This is a genomic window from Flavimobilis sp. BM9 (assembly GCF_058313055.1).
In genome coordinates, this window is record NZ_JBZEMO010000003.1 from 150,427 (window position 1) to 169,860 (window position 19,434).

Here is a 19,434-nt window from a genome sequence, read left to right on the forward strand (position 1 = left end):
TCGTCGGGCTCACCGGGGTACTCCCCCGATGCTCGTGGTGGTGCGTGTCTCGTCGGTGCGCGTGTCTTCGCCCTCGCCTCCGGCGGAGGTTCCTCGGCTCGCGCTGAGGAGGTCGGGCGCGCGACCCGCGCGCAGGATGATCGATGAGTCCTGCGACACGGACGACGTGATTCCATACCGCGAGCCCAGCGCGATCATGTGCTCCTGGCCGAGGGAGCGCGCGAAGTAGGCGGGAAGCGTGTCCGGGTCCCCGATGGCCTCGATCGTGTACGGGTGGGAGAGCCCGACGAGGTCGACGAGGATCGCCTCCCCCGCGCTGCGGATCGCGCTCGTGCTCGTCAGCCGCTGGCCGTTCACGGCGACCGCCTCCGCCCCTGAGGCCCACAGCGCGTTGACGACGACCTTGACGTCGTAGTCCTGGACGCGAGCGGCCTCGTCGGTCTCGCCGAGGAGCGGGACGGCATCGTTGAGCTTGATCACGAGGCCCGGCCCCGTGACTGCCGTCGTCCCGGCTGCCGCACCGTCGCGCTGGGCGGCGTCGAGGAGGAGCGGGTACTGGTCGCCGAGCGCGTCGCTCTGCAAGGACTCGATCTCGTCGGTGGTCTCCTGGATGGTCGCGACGAGGTCGTCGACCGCCGCACGACGCTCGACGATCTGGTCCTCGAGGATCGCCGTCGACGAGAGCACGCCGTCGACGGGCGCGCGCAGCGTCTCGGCAGCGGCGGCCGTGCCGCCGCCGAGGAGGACGGCCGCGGCGAGCAGGAGGGTCAGCCGGACGGGCCCGCGGTGGGGCGCGGTCCCGGCGGCGCGGCGCGCGGCGGCCTCGGCGTACCCAGGGTCGAGGGGGCGCCGCATCACCTCGTCGAGGAGCACCATCGACGCGTCAGGGCGCGGCCGGGAGACGTTCGTGCTCGTGGACACGCACCCTCCCCCGTCGTCGCCCCGGGGCTCCGTCCGCGCCGGGCGGCGCAGCGCTCGTCACGCGCCGCGACGCCTGCCATCCTATGGGGGCGTGGCGACGTCACGCACACGCCCGACAGGGAGGTTCGCGCATGATCGAGGTCCTCACCGGCACGAGCCTCGCAGCCGCCGCAGGGCTCAACGCCTACCTGCCGTTGCTCGGCGTCGGGCTGCTCGCCCGGTTCACCGGTCTCGTGACGCTCCCGGAGGCGTGGGCCTGGCTCACGGACGAGCGCCTGCTCGCCGTCGTGGCAGTGCTCCTCGTGGTCGAGACCGTCGCCGACAAGGTGCCGGTCGTCGACTCGATCAACGACGTCCTGCAGACCGTGGTCCGGCCCGCCTCGGGAGGCATGGTCTTCGCGGCGGGCACGACGTCGCAGACCGTACGTATCGACGACCCGTCGGCGTTCTTCGCCGACAACACGTGGGTACCGGTCCTCGTCGGGGTCGGCGTCGCGCTCGTCGTGCACCTGCTCAAGGCGTCGGTGCGGCCCGTCGCGAACACGGTCACCGGCGGCCTTGCCGCGCCTGTCCTGTCGGTCGCCGAGGACGCGGGCTCGTTCGCGCTCACCATCGCGGCCGTCGTCGTCCCGGTGCTCGCCGCTGTCGGTGCCGTCACCGTCGTCGTGCTCCTCGTGCGCAGGCTCCGGCGCCGGAGGGACGAGCGCACGCGGAGGCGCTCGGCAGCAGCGCCCGCCTAGCACGTGGTGCACCTCACCGGGGCTCGTCCCGGACAAGCGCGCCTCCGGACGGTATGCTCGACCAGTCACCTTGGAGTGTGTCGCGCGTCCCGCGTGTGATCTCGAGACAGAGATCGATTCTTGTGGCCCGTCGGGCTGGGGTTTTCGGGATTGCGACCGTACGGGTCAAGAAGTCCCGTGCACCGGCTCCGAACAACCTCAAGAAACTGGGTCTCCCCACGCATGACGTCTTCTGACATCAGCGCGCCCTCGCGCGCCCTCAGCACCTCCGACGCCGCCCTCGAGACGGCTGTCACCGACACCCCCCGCTTCGACGAGCTCGGCCTTCCCGAGCCGCTCATGGCCGCCGTCCGCGACCTGGGCTTCACGACCCCCTCCGCGATCCAGGTGCAGGCGATCCCCGCCCTCCTCGCGGGCCGCGACATCACCGGTGTCGCCCAGACCGGAACCGGCAAGACCGCCGCGTTCGGCATCCCGATGCTCGCGAGCATTGACCCGACGCTGCGCGCCACGCAGGCCCTCGTCCTCGCTCCGACGCGCGAGCTCGCGATGCAGGTCGCCGACGCCATCCGCTCGTTCGCGTCGCACCTCCCGCACATCGAGGTCGTCTCGGTGTACGGCGGCGCCCCCTACATCCCGCAGCAGCGCTCGCTCGAGCGTGGCGCCCAGATCGTCGTCGGCACGCCCGGCCGCGTGATCGACCACATGGAGCGGGGCGCGCTCAAGATGGCCGACGTCCGCTTCCTCGTCCTCGACGAGGCCGACGAGATGCTGCGGATGGGCTTCGCGGAGGACGTCGACAAGGTCTTCGCCCAGGCCCCTGAGCAGCGTCAGGTCGCGCTCTTCTCCGCGACGATGCCCCCGCAGATCCGCCGCGTCGCGACCGAGCACCTCACGTCGCCCGTCGAGATCACGGTCGCGCGCCAGTCCTCGACGGTCACCTCCGTCGAGCAGACCTACGCCGTCGTGCCCTTCCGCCACAAGACGGGCGCCCTCACGCGCATCCTTGCCACGTCCGACGCCGACGCCGCGATCGTCTTCTGCCGCACCCGCGGTGCTGCCGAGGAGGTCGGCTCAGCCCTCGTCGAGCGTGGCATCTCGGCCGCGACCATCTCGGGCGACGTCGCGCAGAAGGAGCGCGAGAAGATCGTCGAGCGCCTCCGCTCGGGCGCGCTCGACGTGCTCGTCGCGACGGACGTCGCCGCCCGCGGCCTCGACGTCGACCGCATCGGCCTCGTCGTCAACTTCGACCTCCCGGGCGAGCCCGAGGCGTACGTGCACCGCATCGGGCGCACGGGTCGCGCCGGCCGCACCGGCAAGGCGATCAGCTTCGTGACGCCCGCCGAGCGCAACCGCCTGAAGTTCATCGAGCGCACCATCCGCACGCAGCTCACGCTGACCGAGGTGCCGACGCCCGCCGACGTCTCCGCCCACGGCGCCCGCACGCTCCTCGGCCAGATCGCGGAGCGCCGCGAGTCTGGTCGTCTCGAGCTCTACCGCGGTCTCGTCGACGAGTTCCTGGCGAACAACGAGGGTGACGTCGACGGCGCCGAGCTCGCTGCCGTCATGCTCGCCCTCCACGTCGGCGACGACGGCCCCCGTGCCCACGCGGAGCAGGTCGCAGCCGAGGAGGAGCGCGCCGAGGCGAAGCGTCTCGCCGAGCGCGGCGCCCGTCGCCCGGGTCGTTTCGACGACGAAGGCGGCCGCCGCGACCAGCGCGACGGCGACCGTCGCCCGCGCCGCGAGAACGGCCCCCGCGACGCGCAGGGCACGCGCTACCGCCTCGCCGTCGGCTTCAACCACGGCGTCCAGCCCGGTGGCATCGTCGGCGCGCTGACGAACGAGGGTGGCCTCGAGGGCAAGGACCTCGGCAAGATCGACATCTTCCCGACCTTCTCCCTCGTCGACATCATCGCCCCCCTCGATGCCGGCGCGATCGACCGCATCTCGCGGGCCCGCGTCGGTGGTCGCATGCTGCGCATCACGATCGACCAGGGTCCGAGCGCTCGTGGCCCGCGGCCCGAGCGTTCGCACGAGCGCAGCCACGACGGTGCGCCGAGCGCCCGCCGCGACTCCGGTCGCGACTCGGGCTGGAGCAACCGTCGCGACGCAGCCCCGGCCGGTCGCCGCGAGGGTGGCTACCGCGACTCGGCGCGTCGCGACGACCGTAGCTTCGACGGGCCGCGCAAGCCGCGCACGCGCGGCTGACCCCGCCAGCACTGCACAGAGGCCGGGGGCCAGGCACGGTGTGCCTGGCCCCCGGCCTCTGTCGTCTGCCCGTACGGCGTGATCAGGGTGCAGCGACGGACGCGACCGCCGCAGCGATCAGCGGGCTCCCCCGCCTCCGGCGATCACGAGCGACGCAAGACGCTGGGACTCGTGGTGGGCGAACGCGCCGTCCGCCGACTGGATCGCCATGACGGCGAGCGTGTGGCCGTCGACCAGGTCGAGCGTGACCCACGGCTCGCCCGAGCCGAACCGCACACCCTCGATCTGGTCCCACCGCAGGGTCGTCGACCGTACGAGGTTGCGCACGCGGATCCCCTGCGGGTCCACGAGCGCGAACACCGTCGAGTGCCGCAGGACGAGGAGCACGCACAGCACGACCAGCAGCGCCATCGCCATCGTGTTCAAGGGGTCGTACCAGGGGCCCTCGGCGCCCGGCGACGTGTACAGGAGCACGACGCCACCGATCACGAGCACCACGGCGGTCACCCTCCCGAAGAGCCGCGTCAGGCGCGGCCGGAAGGGGGCGTAGGGCGACGTCGCCGCGGGCTCGCTCGTCACAGGCGCGACGCGTGGATCGACGTGACGATGATCGCGCGCGCACCCGTGTCGTAGAGGTCGTCCATGACACGGTTCGTCTGCTTGCGCGGGACCATCGCACGGACGGCCGCCCACTCGCGGTCGTGCAGCGGGGAGACGGTCGGCGACTCGAGGCCTGGCGTGATCGCGACCGCGGCGTCGACGAGCGTGAGCGGGATGTCGTAGTCCATGAGGACGTACTCGCGCGCGGTCAGGACACCCTGGAGGCGGCGGGTGAGCGTGTCGACACCGGCGGCATCCACGCCGTGACGCTTGATGAGCACCGCCTCGGAGCGCAGGATCGGCTCTCCGAAGACCTCGAGGCCGGCTGCGCGCAACGTCGTGCCCGTCTCGACGACGTCGGCGATCAGGTCGGCGACGCCGAGCTTGACCGAGCTCTCGACCGCGCCGTCGAGGTGCACGATGCCCGCAGGCTCGATGCCCTTCTCCGCGAGGTAGCTCGCGACGAGGACGTTGTACGACGTCGCGATGCGCTTGCCCGCGATGTCCTCCAGGGAGGACGCGGTGCCCGCGGGCGCGGCGAAGCGGAACGTCGAGCCCGCGAAACCGAGAGCGAGGTGCTCGTCGGCCTGAGCGCCCGAGTCGAGCAGGAGGTCACGGCCCGTGATGCCGACGTCGACGGTCCCGGAACCCACGTAGACCGCGACGTCGCGCGGGCGCAGGAAGAAGAACTCGACGTCGTTCTCGGGGTCGGCGAGCACGAGCTCGCGGGAGTCGCGCCGCTGGCGGTAGCCCGCCTCGCGGAGCATGTCGGTGGCGGGCTCGGACAGGGATCCCTTGTTGGGGACGGCGATACGGAGCACGGGGGCAGTTCCTTCGGGTGGAGCCCGCAGCGCGGGCGCGTGAACGAGGCGGGGACGCGGGGCCGCCTAGAGGTAGGAGTACACGTCCTCGAGCGTGAGCCCCTTGGCCACCATCAGCACCTGGGCGTGGTACATCAGCTGCGAGATCTCCTCGGCGAGCTCAGCCTTGCTCTGGTACTCGGCCGCCATCCAGACCTCTGCGGCCTCCTCGACGATCTTCTTGCCGATCGCATGGACCCCGGCGTCCAGCTCTGCGACCGTGCCCGAGCCCTCGGGTCGCTCGATCGCCTTGCGGGTCAGCTCTGCGTACAGGTCCTCAAAGGTCTTCACGAGGGTCAAGCCTATCGAAGGCGGGACGCGCCTCGTGGCGCGTCCCGCCAGCCGGTCACAGCGCGCGCAGCGCGACGGCTGTCGCGACGGCAGCCTCGACCGCTTCGGCGCCCTTGTCCTCGCTCGATCCGGGAAGGCCAGCACGGTCGAGGGCCTGCGCCTCGTCGTCGGTCGTGAGGACACCGAAGCCCACGGGTACCCGGCTGCGCACCGAGACGTCGGTCAGTCCCTGGGTGACGCCCTGGCACACGTAGTCGAAGTGCGGCGTGCCGCCGCGGATGACGACGCCGAGCGCGACGACGACGTCGTAGCCCTGGTAGGCGGCGGTCGCGGCGGCGACCGGAAGCTCCATGGAGCCTGGGACGCGCACCTCGACGACGTCGGTCACGTTGCACTCCGCGAAGGCGCGGCGTGCGCCCGCGATGAGACCGTCCATGACCTGGGTGTGCCAGCTGGCGGCGACGAGCGCCGCGCGCAGGCCTGCGCCGTCGGTCCGGACCGTGGGTGCTCCTGCTCCGCTCATCGAGCGTCCTCCTCGTGGTCGGCGGCGCCCGGCGCCGCTGTCGTGGTCGTGGTCGGCACCTGGACGGTGTCGAGCACGTGGCCCATGTGGACCTTCTTGGTGACCAGGTAGTCGTGGTTGTGCGGGCCGTGGCCCACCTCGAGCCGGATCGTGCTGGTCACGGTGATCCCGTCCGAGCGCAGCCCGACGACCTTGGCCGGGTTGTTCGTGAGCAGGTCGATCTCCGTGAGCCCGAGCTCGGCGAGGATCGCTGCCGCGGCACCGTACTCGCGGCGGTCCGCGGGCCACCCGAGCTCGAGGTTCGCCTGGACCGTGTCGAGCCCGGCGTCCTGGAGCTCGTACGCGCCGATCTTCGCGAGCAGGCCGATCCCCCTCCCTTCGTGACCCCGCAGGTAGACGACCGCTCCCCCGCGTTCGGCGACCGTGCGCATCGCGGCGTGGAGCTGCGGCCCGCAGTCGCAGCGCAACGAGCCGAACGCGTCGCCCGTGAGGCACTCGGAGTGCACGCGCACGACCGGTCGGTCCCCGGGAGCGCTCGGAGCGGCGGCCGGGACCAGCGCGACGTGCTCCGCCCCCGTACGCAGGTCGCGGAAGCCGAGAACCCGGAACTCCCCGTGCGCGGTCGGCAGCGCGGCCACGGCCGTCTGTGCGACGCGCGGGCTGCTCGGCGCGTCCGTCTCGGCGACGGCCTCCACCGGGTCGTTCACGGAGCGCCACGCGATGAGGTCGGCGATCGTGATCAGCACGAGGCCGTCCCGCTCGGCGAGGGCCGCGGCGTCGGGCAGGCGCATCATCGTGCCGTCGTCGTTGACGAGCTCCGCGATCGCCCCGACCTCGCCGAGCCCCGCGAGGCGGACGAGGTCGACGGCAGCCTCGGTGTGTCCCGCGCGATGCAGGACACCACCCGGGACCGCGCGCAGCGGGAGCACGTGACCCGGCCGGATGAGGTCCTCGGCACCCGAGCCGGGCGCCGCGAGGACGCGCAGCGTGCGCGTCCTGTCGGCGGCCGAGATGCCGGTCGTCACGCCCGTCGCGGCGTCGACCGTGACCGTGTACGCCGTGCGCCGCGGGTCCTGGCTGTGGGGAACCATGAGCGGCAGGTCGAGCGCGTCGGCGCGGCCGGCAGGCATGGGCGCGCACAGGTAGCCAGACGAGTGCCGGATGGTCCACGCGACCCACTCGGCCGTCGCGGTCGACGCCGCGAGCACGACGTCCGCCTCGTTCTCACGCTCGGGCGAGTCGGCGACGAGCACGGGACGTCCCGCCGCGAGCTCGGCGAGCGCCTCCTCCACGGTGGCGAGCCTCATGACCGCGCCCCCAGCAGACGCTCGACGTACTTGGCGATCACGTCGACCTCGAGATTGACGCGGTCACCCGGCTCGAGCCGCCCGAGGTTGGTCGCCTCGAGCGTCGTGGGGATCAGCGAGACGCCGAAGCCCTCGTCTGAGACGTGGGTGACGGTGAGCGACGTCCCGTTGACGGCGATCGAGCCCTTCGTCGCGACATACCGCAGCAGCTCGGCAGGTGCCGCGAAGACAAGGTCGTCCCAGCGCGGCCCGGGCGTGCGCGACACGAGGTGCCCGACGCCGTCGACGTGCCCCTGGACGATGTGACCGTCGAGGCGGCTGTCCGCGCGCGCGGCGCGCTCGAGGTTGACGCGGGAGCCGGGCCGCATGTCGCCGAGCGTCGTCAGGCGCAAGGTCTCCGGCATGACGTCCGCGGCGAACGTCCCTGCTGCCTCGTCGGCCGCGGTCACGGTCAGGCACACGCCGTCGACCGCGATCGACGCGCCGTGGACGGTCCCGGGGACCACGACGGGCCCGCGCAGGACGAGCCGCGAGTCGGTGCCGAGGTCCTCGACGGCGACGACCTCGCCGACCTCCTCGACGATTCCGGTGAACATCAGGCCTCCTGGTGGTGCGTGGTACGGACTGGCTGAGGGCGGGCCACGACGAGGACGTCGGGCCCGAGGGCTGTGGTGCTGAGGGTCTCGAGGCGCAGGGCCTCGTCGATCGTCGTGACACCGAGGCCGGCGAGCGCGGGCGGCCCGGCGCCGAGGAGGACGGGAGCGACGTAGGCGTGCACCTCGTCGACGAGTCCCGCGCGCAGGAAGGCCGCGGCGAGCGTGGGCCCGCCCTCGACGAGCAGGTGCCGGACGTCGCGGCACGCGAGCTCCGTGAGGACCTCGCGCACGTCGTGGGTCCGCACGTGCACGAGCTGCCCGCCCGGCACGGTGCGCAACCGCGCGTGCGGCGGCACGTCGCGCCGCCCGACGACGACACGCACCGGCTGGTGGTCGGCGTCGCCCGGCGTCCCGTCGCCCGGGGTGCGCGCCGTGAGCGTCGGGTCGTCCGCAAGGACGGTCGCCGTGCCGACGGCGATCGCGTCTACGGTGCGGCGGACGCGGTGGGCGTGCGCGCGGCTCTCCGCGGAGGTGATCCATCGGCTCGTCCCGTCGATCGCAGCGACGCGGCCGTCGAGGCTGGTCGCGGTCTTGAGGGTGACGAACGGTCGGCCGGTCGTCACCGCGTGGAGCCAGACGCGGAGCAGGTCATGACCCGGTCCAGCGCCGTCCTCGAGCGGTCCCGGGACGTGGACGCCAGCCGACCGGAGGCGCTCCGCCCCCCCGGCAGCGGAGGGGTTGGGGTCCGGGACGAGGTGGCGGACCTCGGCGACGCCGGCGGCGAGCAGCGCCTCGGCGCACGGTCCGGTGCGGCCGGTGTGGTTGCACGGCTCGAGCGTGACGACGGCGGTCGCACCGCGGACGTCGTTCCCGCGGCGTCGTGCGGCGTCGATCGCGTCGACCTCGGCGTGCGCCGTCCCGGCGCCGCGGTGGTAGCCCGTGCCAAGGACACGCCGCGGAGCGCGCGCGGGAGCGCCAGCCTGGGGAGGAGCGAGCAGGACGCATCCCACGCGAGGGTTGGGGCCGTGCGCGGGACCGAGCGTCGCAAGGCTCAGGGAGAGCGCCACGGCGTCGTCGAGCGTCGCCACGGACGGAACCGTCACCGCGCCGGGTTCCAGGGTGCTCATGCTGCTCCCGAAGGTCAGCTCCGGGGCGAGGATCGGCGACGACGATCCGCGCAGGCGCGCACGACCACGAGGGTCGCCGAGACCTGCGACACGTACGCCTCTCATCCGGACTTTGACCGTCGGTCCTGGAGTTCCACCAGGTCGGCCGTCACCTCCGCACCGGGTGGAGCGGACGATCAGGTTCGCGGACTATCACCGCCGGCTCGGATTTTCACCGACCCCGGAGCACGTGCTCGACCCCACCATCCCACATCCGGCGCGTCCTGAGCAGGATCGTGGCGCACGTCTCGGTGCGCGGACCCCGGGTATCCGCGGTGCGCCCGACGGTCAGTGCTGGTGCGCGGCGGCCATCCGACGCAGCGTCTCGATCTCGCCAGGGATGTCGTCGGCGCCGTACACGGCTGATCCTGCGACGAACACGTCCGCGCCGGCCTCGGCGGCGCGCTCGATCGTCGTGCGCGACACGCCGCCGTCGATCTGCAGCTGCAGCGACAGCTCGGACGAGCGGATCGCCTCACGGAGGCGGCGGATCTTCGGGAGCGTGCCCTCGATTAAGGACTGGCCACCGAAGCCGGGCTCGACCGTCATGACCAGCACCATGTCGAACTCCGGCAGAAGGTCGAGGTACGGCTCGATGGGGGTCGCAGGTCGCAGCGCGAGAGCAGCGCGCGAACCGAGGCGCCGCAGCTCGCGAGCGAGCCTGACAGGCGCGGTCGCGGCCTCCGCGTGGAACGTGACCGAGGCGGCGCCTGCCTCGGCGAAACCGGGCGCCCAGCGGTCCGGGTCCTCGATCATGAGGTGCACGTCGACAGGCACCGGGCTGACCTGCACGATGCGCTCGACGACGGGCAGCCCGATCGTCAGGTTCGGCACGAAGTGGTTGTCCATGACGTCGACGTGCGCGGCGTCCGCCGTCGCGATCGCCTGGAGGTCACGCTCCAGGTTCGTGAAGTCGGCGGAGAGGATGCTCGGGTTGATCGCGATGCCCATGGCGTCAGCCTATCCGCGTGCAGGTCGCAGCCCGGGCACGCTCTCAGCGGGTGCGTCGCAGCAGGGTGAGGTGCATCGCGTCGGTGCCGTGCACGTGCGGCCACAGCTGCACGTCCTCCCGGTCACCGACGTCGATCAGCGAGACGCTCACCTCCCGCACCGCAGCCGCGGCGTCGAGCCGCTCGACGTCGTCGCGCTCCCGCAGGACGTCGTCGACGACGACGCGCGTCTCCGCGAGGTGCGGCGAGCAGGTCACGTACCCGACCACTCCCCCGACGCGGACCGTGTCGAGCGCCGACCGGAGGAGCTCACGCTGCAGCGCCGCGAGGGCGGGCACGTCCGAAGGCTCTCGCCGCCACCGCGCCTCGGGCCGGCGGCGCAGCGCCCCGAGCCCGGTGCACGGCGCGTCCAGCAGCACGCGGTCGAACGCGCCGGGCTGCTCCTCGCCGAAGCGCCGACCGTCGCCGACGACGACGTCCTCGACGGCGTCCGCCGGGACCGCGGCGAGAGCGTTCTCGACGAGACGTGCGCGGTGCGGCGCGACCTCGTTCGCGACGAGACGCGCGCCCTGCTCCCCGGCGAGCGCAGCCAGGAGCGCAGCCTTGCCGCCCGGCCCCGCGCACATGTCGAGCCAGCGCTCGTCCGAGCCGTCGACGGGCACTGCGGCGAACGCGAGCGTGACCAGCTGGGAACCCTCGTCCTGCACCCCCGCCGCGCCGGCGCGGACCGCCGGGATGCTCGACGGGTCGGCGCCCGGGAGGACCGCCGCGGTCGCCGCGAAGCTGCCGTAGACGAGCGCGCCGTCGTGCTCGCCGAGCGCCTCGACCGCCTCGGCGCGCAGCTCCGCGACGTCGAGCAGGCCCGGGCGGGCGACGAGCGTCACGCGCGGAGAGTCGTTGTCGGCGTCGAGCAGTTCCACGAGCTCCGCCGGGTCGCGGCCGTTGCCTGCGAGGGAGTCGCGCAGGGCGCGCGCGACCCAGACGGGGTGGGAGCCGAGGAGGGCGGCGCGCGCCACGTCGTCGGTCTCCCCCGCCGCGAGGGTCTGCCACCACTCCTCAGCGGGGGTGGCGGCGACCTTGCGCAGGACGGCGTTGACGAGCTGGGCGCTTCCCGCACCGACGTGGGCACGTGCGAGCCCCACGGTCTCCGAGACGGCCGCGTGCGCGGGCACGCGCATGCCGAGCACCTGGTGCACGCCGAGGCGCAGCACGTCGAGCACCGGCGGGTCGACCTGGTCGAGGGGCCTCGTGAGGCACCTGGCGAGGACGGCGTCGTAGCGCCCGCGCAGGCGCAGCGTGCCGTACGTGAGCTCGGTCGCGAATGCCGCGTCACGGCCCTTGAGGCGCGCGCGCCGCAAGGCAGGGGGCAGCACCAGGTTGGCGTACGCGTCCTGCTCGGCGACCTCTCGGATCACCTCGTAGGCGACCTCACGAGCCGGGTCGGAGCCCCGGCGGCGTTGCGACGGCGCGAGCGCGCCCTTCTGGTCGGGACGGCGGACGGCGCCGCGCTCGTGGCCTCGGGAGTTGCGCCTGCGTCCGCTGCCGTCGGCACGCTCGGTGGAGCTCACAGTGCCCCCAGGACGGTGCCGGCCTCGAGCCGGGCGCCGCGCGCCCAGTCCGCCGCAGCCATCTTCTTCTTGCCGACCGGGACCACGTCGCCCAGGCGGACGGCAGCCGTCGCAGTGCCGACGAGCACGTCGCGCTTCGAGACCTGGACCTCGCCCGGGGCGAGGTCCGTCGTGTCGGCGACCGGTCGGACCGGACCGAGCCCGAGGCGCTCGCCGCCCGGGAGGGTCGTCCATGCTCCCGGCGCGGGTGTGCACGCACGGATGCGACGGTCGACGGCGAGCGCAGGCACCGTCCAGTCGACCTGAGCGTCGGCAGTAGTGAGCTTGGCGGCGTGAGAGACGCCGTCGACCGGCTGCGCGACCGGGCCGAGCTGGTTGCCGGCGAGGCCGTCCATCGTCGCGACCATCAGCGGCGCGCCCGCGGTCGCGAGACGCTCGAGGAGCTCTCCCGACGTGTCGCGAGGTCGGATCGTCTCGGTCAGCGTGCCGAGCACCGGACCGGTGTCGAGCCCCTCGTCGATGAGGAAGGTCGTCGCGCCCGTCACCTCGTCGCCAGCCATGAGCGCACGCTGCACGGGGGCTGCGCCACGCCACGCCGGAAGGATCGAGAAGTGCAGGTTCACCCAACCGATGCGCGGGATCTGGAGCGCCTCGGGCCGGAGCAGCTCGCCGTACGCGACGACCGCGGCGCAGTCCAGGTCGAGCTCACGCAGCCGCGCCAGCACCTCGGGGTCGCGCGGACGGCCGGTGATGACCTCGATGCCGAGCTCCTCGGCGCGCACCCGGACCGGGCTCGGCACGAGCTTCCGGCCACGCCCCGCAGGGGCGTCCGCCCGGGTGAGGACCGCGACGACGTCGTGCGGCGAGGCCACGAGGGCGTCGAGCGTGGGGACGGCGACGTCAGGCGTGCCGGCGAACAGGAGGCGCATGGTCACCCATCCTAGGCGTCGGGCGCGCCTGAGACCGGGCCCGGGCGCGGGGGGGGGGGGGGGGGGGGGGGGGGGGGGGGGGGGGGGGGGGCCCCGGCCCCCCCCCCCCCCCCCCCCCCCCCACGTCCGGTCGTCGGTCAGTCCTCCAGGCGGTTGCGACGGGCGAGCCCGGTCGTCGGTCAGTCCTCCAGGCGGTTGCGACGGGCGAGCCCGGTCGCTGCGGCGCCGATCGCGAGCGCGGTCAGCACGCCACCGCCGAGGGCGAGCGACGTCGTCGGGCTCTCCTCGACGTCGGCACGCAGCTTCGCGTTGCCGTCAGCGACCTGGGTCGTGCCGGAGCTGAGGTCAGCAGCGCCGGCGGAGAGCGTCGCACTGCCCTCGGAGAGCTGGGCGGCGCCGTCGGCCAGCGTGGTGCTGCCCTCGGCGAGGCGATCGGCGCCCTCGGCGAGCTTGTCGCTCCCCTCGGCCAGGTCGCCAGCCCCGGCGTCCGCCGCGACGAGGCCGTCACGCAGGGTGACGGCGCCCGTGGCGAGGCGCGCGGTGCCCGACTGCAGGGAGGTCGCGCCGGTCGCGAGCGCCTGGTTGCCGGCCGCGAGCGTCGACGCGCCGTCCTTGAGGGTGCCCGTGCCGGCCGCGAGGGTGCCCGCACCGCTGCGGAGGTCGCGTGCGCCAGAGAGCAGGCTCGATGCGCCGGTCTTCAGCTTGCCCGTGCCCGCTGCGAGCGCGTCGGTGCCCGCGAGCAGGTCCTTGGCGCCCTTCGCCAGGGCGCTGCTCCCGTCGGCGATCTGGCCGGTACCGTTCGTGAGCGGACCGGTCGCCGCGGCGAGCTTCGCCGTCCCGGCCTTGAGCTCTGCGGCACCGGCCGCCAGCTCCTTGCTGCCGCCGACGAGCGGCTTGAGCGCCTCGTCCCGGAACTTTACGGTGCCGCCCTCGAGGCGCTTGGCGCCAGCGAGGGCGCCGTCGAGTTTCGTGGCGAAACCGGTCGCCTGAGCGCTGATCTGCTGGGCTCCGGCCCGAGCGTCGCCGACGCCGCCCTCGAGCGCCGCGACCATCGCGTCGAGCGTACCGAACTCGGCGGGGGTGACCTCGCCGTCGGCGAGGATGCCCTCGATCGCCGCGAAGGCCGGACCTGACCCTGCCAGGCCCGAGTCGAGCTCGGCAGCACCGGCCGCGAGTCCACGCGCCCCCGAGGGGGCCGCCGCGAGCCCGGTCGCGAGCTGCGAAGCACCCGCGACGAGGCCTTCGTCGCCCGCGAACGCAGCGAGCGCACCCTGCGCGCCGTCGCGCAGCGCGACCGCGCCGTCCGAGACCTTGCCCGCGCCGCCGTCGGCCGACTTGATGCCGTCGGCGAGGGTACCGGCCGAGCTGTTGAGCTTGTCGCTGCCGTCGGCGAGCTTCTCCGCACCGGCCTTGAGGCTCCGCGCACCCTTGTTGACAGCTGCGGCGCCGTCGGCGGCTGCGGCGGCCCCGTTCGAGAGCGTCTTGGATCCCTGGGAGAGCGTCCCGGTGCCGGCGTGCAGCTTGGCGGCGCCGGCGTTGAGGTCGGCGGACCCCGCGGCGAGGCTGGCCGCCCCCGACGAGGCCTTCGTCGCGCCCTGCGCGAGCTGGGCAGCGCCGGCGTCGGCGGTGCCGAGGCCTTCGGCGAGCGTCGTCGATCCGTCGACGAGCTTGCCGGTGCCCTCGGCGAGCGAGCCTGCTCCCTCGGCGAGGCGGGTGGCGCCCTCGTCCAGGGTCCCGGCGCCGGTCTTGAGGTCGGAGGCGCCGGTCGCGAGCGTCGTGGCGCCCTCGGCGGCGGTGCTGGCGCCGGCCGCGAGGGTGGCCGCTCCTTCGTCGACCTGGCCGGAGCCGTCGGAGAGCTTGATAGAGCCGTCGCGGACCTTCCCGTGGAAGACGAGCAGGAAGGTGATCAGTGCGATCGCGGTGAGTGCGAGAAGCACGTGACCGATCACGTGCATCGTGGTCGCCAAGGACGATCTGGGTGCGGCTGAGCGGGGCGATGTCATGGGGCGTTCCTGTCCGCGGCCGTCGTTGGCGCGCGTTTCTCAGCAGCCGGAGGCTGACACGGGTCTCTTGAGGGCGCGCTGGGGCTTCGCCGTGGCTGGGTCGCGCAGCGCTGGGTGGAGTGGCTTCGGCGCGTTCGTCGTTGAACGTCCGTGGGTCGGGCGGTGGTCACCGCGGGTCGGCAGGTCTCCCCCCCCTGGCCAGATCAGCCGGGCCGGAGGTTAAGTGATACTTGAAGTACTAGGTACCTCTGCAAAGAGCCTACCAAGAACCCGTCGTTCTGTGAACTGAATCACACCGACGGCGTGGCGCGCTCACCCCGCCAGCTCGCGCCACAAGGCTCTGACCTGCACAGCGGCTCGACCACCCCGACGCTGCTCGGCTCCCCGATCCCGCCTCGACGACGCCCGCAGGCACGGCTCCGGCCGAGATGGGACCTTGGTCAGGGGTTCAGCGCGGAAGGTGCGTGTACGTGTCCATCACGACACGGGCGTAGATCTTCGCCCCGTCCCGGTTCGGGTGCACGCCGTCCGCGGCAAGCCCCTCGCCGTGCCGGGATATCGCGGCGCTCCAGTCCGCGACGACGACGTTCGGGTAGTCGCGTTCAGCACGCGCGAGCTCCTTGTTCGTCCCCTTGATCCACGAGCGCGCGCCGTACGCGTTGACGAAGATCACCTGGCGCTGCGGACCCACCGCCGCCATGACGTCAGCGACCTGGTCCTTCTTGAGGGTCGTGTTCGTCGCGAGCGACAGGACGACGACGTCGCGCAGACGGCCCTTCTTCTCCAGGTTCGCCAAGATGCCGGGTGCGGCGAGCATCGATCGCGAGACCTCCGCGTCGATCGCAGCGTCCGGCAAGAGCGTCGAGATCGACTCGGCGCTGGCGAGCGTCACAGAGTCGCCGATGATCGTCACATCGGCGCCCGTGAGCGGCGCGGGCGCCGTCGGCTCGACCGACGGCGCCGTCGGAGCGCTCGGGCTGCTCGTCGGGTCAGCGGCTGCACCCGTCCCAGGGACGTCCGTCGGCGAGGGCGTGGCGGGCTCACCAGGGACGCTGGCCGGAGGCGGCGGGACGACCGCCAGCCCGGAGTCGGACGCGACACCGATGCCCTTCTCGATCTGCTCCTCGATCGCCGAGACTGCGGGGGCCGTCGCGATCGCGACACCCGCGCCGACGACAGCCACGCTCGTGAGGACCGCCGCCACGGCTCCGCGCACGCGCAGTCGAGACCCTGACGCGACACCACCGGTCCCGCCTGTGGGGATGTCGCGCACCGGCGTCGTCGCCCAGGTGGCGAGCGCCGACGCCGCGCCGGCGAAGCCGAGCCGCTGCACCGGGACCTCGACCCACCGGTACGAGAGCCCGGCGGCGACGAACGTCACGACGATCGTCAGCACCCAGACGAGGTAGACACCCGTCCCCTCCACGTACTGCTTCGCGAAGATCTGCGTGAGCAGGACGAAGACCGGCCAGTGCCACAGATAGAGGCCGTAGCTGCGCCGACCGACCCACACGAGGACCGGCGCCTCGAGCCAGCGGTGCACGGTACCGCCACGCAGGAGCGCCGCGATGACGGCCGCCGAGCCGAGCGACGCGAGCAGCAGCCCCCCGCGGTAGGTCCACACCGACTCCCACGGCAGTGCGACCGTGAGCAGGGCGATGACAGCAAGCCCGACCGCCGCCATCACGGTGGACCGTGGCAGACGTCCCGGCCACCCGCGGCGCTCGGTCGACGGCCGTGCGAACCAGAACGCGAGAGCCACGCCGAGCATGAGCCCGAACAGGTGGGTGTCCGTGCCGTAGTAGACCCGCGTCGGGTCCGTGTCGGGCGACCAGAGCACCGCCATCGCCGCGGCCGACGCGCTCGCCGCACCCAGCCCCAGGAGAACCCCGACGCGACGCGACCTCCGGCGGAACCGGAGCACGAGAAGCGCGACGAAGGGCCACAGCAGGTAGAACTGCTCCTCGACCGCGAGCGACCAGAGGTTTGCGAACAGCTGCGGGCTGAGCGCCGCGAAGTACGTGTCCTCTCCGGCGATCGAGACCCAGTTGCTCGAGAAGGTCATGGCGCCGAACGCCTGCCGGTCGAGATCGACACGGACGTCCCCGCCGACGGCGAGGGCGATCGACGCGCAGACGACGAGGACCAGCGCCAACGCAGGGAGGAGCCGCCGCGCCCGCTTCGCCCAGAACGTGCCGAGCGCGAGGCGGCCGGTGCTGGCGTGCTCGCGGAGGATGCCCGTGGTGATGAGGAAGCCTGAGATCACGAAGAAGACGTCGACGCCGACGAACCCGCCCGGCACAGCAGCGGGGGCCAGGTGGAACGCCAGCACGAGGAGGATCGCGATCGCGCGGAGCCCGTCGAGACCCGGGATCCAGCGCCGGTGGGGCTCCGGGATTCTCGCGTCGCGTACCGCTGCGACCTCCGTTTCGGCGGTCGCCTCGATCTCCATGGTGCGTGGTGTCGTCACAGCGTTGGTCGTGCCTCCGAGCTTGCCCCTGCGTGCGCCCTCCAGTCTCGCACGGTCACGGCGTCGAACCGGTGACCGCCGCACGGCGTTCGGTCACACCAGTTCGGCGACGTCCATCTGGACGTGCACGTGCCCTGTCTCGCGGCGGGCGCCGCGCACCGCGACCGCTTCCTTGAGGGCGAGAGCGAGGGCCCGGCCCTGACCTCGCGGTACGCGGACGATCGCTCGGACGAGCTCGCCGTCGTCGCCGAGGAGCGCTGGCGACGTGGACGTGCCTTGACCGCCGGCGCCAGAGACCGTCATGGGCCCGAGCACGCCGCCGCCGTCGGGCAGGCTGAGTCGGGCGAGCATCGCCTCGACCGCGGGACGGGTGCCGGTCAGTGCCCCGACCCGCAGCGCGGGTGGCAGGCCGAGGTCGGTGCGCTCGTCGAGGTCTCGCGATGCGAGGCCTGCGGGGTCCCACCGCACGAGAGCGCCGCTGACGACGGGATCGCCGTCGCCCACGCTCATGACCCGTCCGCCAGCGGCGGGTTCACGCGTGAGGCTCGCTGCGGAGATCCACCGGTGCAGCGCGTCCTGGCGCACGCGCAGCCCCGTGCCGAACGTGAGGACTGCGGCATCGAGCAGCAGGCAGGCAGCGTAGCCGCCCGCAGCGACGGGCTCGGCGCCGGGTGTCGACACGACGAGCGCAGGCGCGGACGTCACGAGGTCGATCACGCCTGACGCGGTGCCCGCTCCTGAGACCTTGACCGTCACTCCGGGGAACGCACGCCCGAGCTCCTCGGCCGTGCGCTGCGAACCGACCTGGACCGAGCGCAGCGCGATCCCGTCGCACTCGCTGCACCGCCACGCCGCTGCGAGACGTCCACACCAGGTGCACTGAGGGGCGCCCCCGTCAGCGGGCAGCCCGAGCGGACCGTGGCACTGTGCGCACCGGGCGGGTTCCCGGCACTGCTGGCACGCGACGACCGGGATGTAGCCGCGGCGCGGGACCTGGACGAGCACCGGCCCGCGCGCGAGCCCGTCACGGACGAAGCGCCATGCTGCGGACGGGATGCGAGCCGCTGCTCCTGGCCCTTCGGCTGCGAGCTCGGCGCTCGTCATGGCCCGGACCCTGGGCGCTCTCGACCGCACGACCTCGCGCGGCGCGGCGATCTCACGCGCCCAGCCCGAGCTGAGGAGCGCTTGTGCCTCGACCGACCGGCTCGTCGAGCCGACGAGGAGCGCGCACCCCGTGAGCTCGCTGCGCAGCGCGAGGACCTCGCGCGTGTGCGGGTACGGGGCCCTCGCCTCGGCGTGGCTCTGGTCGAGGTCGTCCCAGCAGACCGCGAGACCGAGGTCGCGCACGGGCGCGAACGCGGCCGCTCGGGTGCCGATCGCGACCGACACCTCGCCCCGGCTGAGGGCGAGGAACGAGCGGTAACGCTGCGCGGCACCGTCGTCTGCGAGCAGGCGCACGTATTGCCCTCGTGCATGCCCTGGGGCGTCCTGGACGAGGCCCGCAGCGTCGAGCGCGCGTGACAACCGGTCCACGTCCCGCTTGTCCGGCAGGACGACGAGCGCCCCCCGACCTGCGTGCCGTGCGACCAGGACGGCCTCGACGAGCAGCTCCTCCCACCCTTCGCGCGCCACCGACGGGTCGGCACCGTCCGCGGACCATCGTCCTGGCAGAGCCGTCCAGACGGCACGCGGGGCACCCCCCTCGGCGAGGTGACGGAGGAACGCCTCGCCGCCTGCGTAGGCCGCCCACGGCGTGCGCGCGGTCGCCGAGAGGTCACGCGCCGGAGGGAGTGAGACGTCCGTGGCGAGGTGTGGCTCCGCCTCGGTGCGCGCGTGCCTGGGAGGCACGGCCAGCCGGAGGACGTCGGCGAGCGACCCCGCGTAGTGGTTGGCCACGGCCCGGCACAGGGCGAGGACCTCGGGCGAGAGCACCTGCTCGGTCGACACGACGCGCCGGAGCGGGGTCAGCCGGCCGTCGTGCCCGCTCGTGTCGCTGCGGCTGACGACGAACCCGTCCAGGTCTTGCGCGCCGAATCTGACCTTCACGCGGACTCCCGGCTGGGCGCCAGCATCCATGGTTGCTGGCACCAGGTAGTCGAAGGTGCGGTCGAGGTGGGCAGCGGGCACATCGACGACGACCTGGGCGACCGGGAGGTTCTCGGCCGGCACGAGGGCGTCGCCGCCGATCCCGGCCCTCCGGGCACGCTTGCGGGGCGGCGCGAGGCCGGGGAGGGTCAGCTGCTCGGGCCCACCGGCACCTGGGACCTCATCCTCACCGGTGCTGGGACGCTCGGTGGGCACT

General features: G+C 73.3%; 16 protein-coding genes and 1 riboswitch. Of the genes, 2 read left to right on the top strand and 14 right to left on the bottom strand.

What is annotated here, in order from left to right; all coding sequences use genetic code 11:
* Window positions 1–9: 9 nt before the first annotated feature.
* Window positions 10–921, bottom strand: a complete 912-nt coding sequence (locus AC4F3Q_RS06745; RefSeq protein ID WP_491039297.1) for a DUF881 domain-containing protein — start codon at window positions 919–921, stop codon at window positions 10–12.
* Between the two features lie 131 nt (window positions 922–1,052).
* Between AC4F3Q_RS06745 and AC4F3Q_RS06750 the strand changes: the two genes are divergently transcribed.
* Complete coding sequence (locus AC4F3Q_RS06750) at window positions 1,053–1,661, top strand: DUF4126 domain-containing protein (protein ID WP_491039298.1); 609 nt, start codon at window positions 1,053–1,055, stop codon at window positions 1,659–1,661.
* Window positions 1,662–1,883: 222 nt separating this feature from the next.
* Window positions 1,884–3,869, top strand: a complete 1,986-nt coding sequence (locus AC4F3Q_RS06755; protein ID WP_491039299.1) for a DEAD/DEAH box helicase — start codon at window positions 1,884–1,886, stop codon at window positions 3,867–3,869.
* 117 nt (window positions 3,870–3,986) lie between these two features.
* On the opposite strand, the gene AC4F3Q_RS06760 is transcribed toward AC4F3Q_RS06755, so the two are convergent.
* From AC4F3Q_RS06760 to AC4F3Q_RS06820, 13 genes are all read right to left on the bottom strand, one after another.
* Window positions 3,987–4,448, bottom strand: a complete 462-nt coding sequence (locus AC4F3Q_RS06760) for a PH domain-containing protein (protein WP_491039300.1) — start codon at window positions 4,446–4,448, stop codon at window positions 3,987–3,989.
* Window positions 4,445–5,290, bottom strand: coding sequence for an ATP phosphoribosyltransferase (hisG, locus tag AC4F3Q_RS06765; RefSeq protein WP_168447373.1), 846 nt, complete (start codon window positions 5,288–5,290; stop codon window positions 4,445–4,447). Before hisG ends, AC4F3Q_RS06760 begins: the two co-directional genes overlap by 4 nt.
* A gap of 66 nt (window positions 5,291–5,356) precedes the next feature.
* Window positions 5,357–5,620, bottom strand: a complete 264-nt coding sequence (locus AC4F3Q_RS06770; protein WP_491039301.1) for a phosphoribosyl-ATP diphosphatase — start codon at window positions 5,618–5,620, stop codon at window positions 5,357–5,359.
* A 55-nt stretch (window positions 5,621–5,675) separates the two neighbouring features.
* Entirely contained in the window at window positions 5,676–6,143 is a 468-nt protein-coding gene (gene ribH / locus AC4F3Q_RS06775) for a 6,7-dimethyl-8-ribityllumazine synthase (RefSeq protein WP_168447375.1), read from the bottom strand.
* On the bottom strand, window positions 6,140–7,450 hold the full coding sequence (ribB, locus tag AC4F3Q_RS06780; protein ID WP_491039302.1) for a 3,4-dihydroxy-2-butanone-4-phosphate synthase: 1,311 nt from the start codon (window positions 7,448–7,450) through the stop codon (window positions 6,140–6,142). Before ribB ends, ribH begins: the two co-directional genes overlap by 4 nt.
* Entirely contained in the window at window positions 7,447–8,046 is a 600-nt protein-coding gene (locus AC4F3Q_RS06785) for a riboflavin synthase (RefSeq protein WP_491039303.1), read from the bottom strand. The genes ribB and AC4F3Q_RS06785 overlap by 4 nt, the downstream gene beginning before the upstream one ends.
* Window positions 8,046–9,173: a bifunctional diaminohydroxyphosphoribosylaminopyrimidine deaminase/5-amino-6-(5-phosphoribosylamino)uracil reductase RibD gene (gene ribD, locus AC4F3Q_RS06790; protein WP_491039304.1), complete on the bottom strand. Its 1,128-nt coding sequence runs from the start codon at window positions 9,171–9,173 to the stop codon at window positions 8,046–8,048. The genes AC4F3Q_RS06785 and ribD overlap by 1 nt, the downstream gene beginning before the upstream one ends.
* 89 nt (window positions 9,174–9,262) lie before the next feature.
* Window positions 9,263–9,405: riboswitch (FMN riboswitch) on the bottom strand.
* A gap of 95 nt (window positions 9,406–9,500) precedes the next feature.
* Window positions 9,501–10,163 carry a ribulose-phosphate 3-epimerase gene (rpe, locus tag AC4F3Q_RS06795; RefSeq protein WP_491039305.1) on the bottom strand — a complete coding sequence of 221 codons (663 nt, stop codon included), beginning with the start codon at window positions 10,161–10,163 and terminating at the stop codon, window positions 9,501–9,503.
* Window positions 10,164–10,206: 43 nt separating this feature from the next.
* Window positions 10,207–11,730 (bottom strand): RsmB/NOP family class I SAM-dependent RNA methyltransferase, encoded by a 1,524-nt coding sequence (locus AC4F3Q_RS06800; RefSeq protein WP_491039306.1) that lies wholly within the window; start codon window positions 11,728–11,730, stop codon window positions 10,207–10,209.
* Window positions 11,727–12,659, bottom strand: a complete 933-nt coding sequence (fmt, locus tag AC4F3Q_RS06805) for a methionyl-tRNA formyltransferase (protein ID WP_491039475.1) — start codon at window positions 12,657–12,659, stop codon at window positions 11,727–11,729. Before fmt ends, AC4F3Q_RS06800 begins: the two co-directional genes overlap by 4 nt.
* Before the next feature lie 179 nt (window positions 12,660–12,838).
* Window positions 12,839–14,614 (bottom strand): hypothetical protein, encoded by a 1,776-nt coding sequence (locus AC4F3Q_RS06810; RefSeq protein WP_491039307.1) that lies wholly within the window; start codon window positions 14,612–14,614, stop codon window positions 12,839–12,841.
* A 496-nt stretch (window positions 14,615–15,110) separates the two neighbouring features.
* Window positions 15,111–17,132, bottom strand: coding sequence for an acyltransferase family protein (locus AC4F3Q_RS06815; RefSeq protein WP_491039308.1), 2,022 nt, complete (start codon window positions 17,130–17,132; stop codon window positions 15,111–15,113).
* 93 nt (window positions 17,133–17,225) lie between these two features.
* Window positions 17,226–19,433 carry a primosomal protein N' gene (locus AC4F3Q_RS06820; RefSeq protein WP_491039309.1) on the bottom strand — a complete coding sequence of 736 codons (2,208 nt, stop codon included), beginning with the start codon at window positions 19,431–19,433 and terminating at the stop codon, window positions 17,226–17,228.
* Between the last annotated feature and the right edge of the window lies 1 nt (window position 19,434).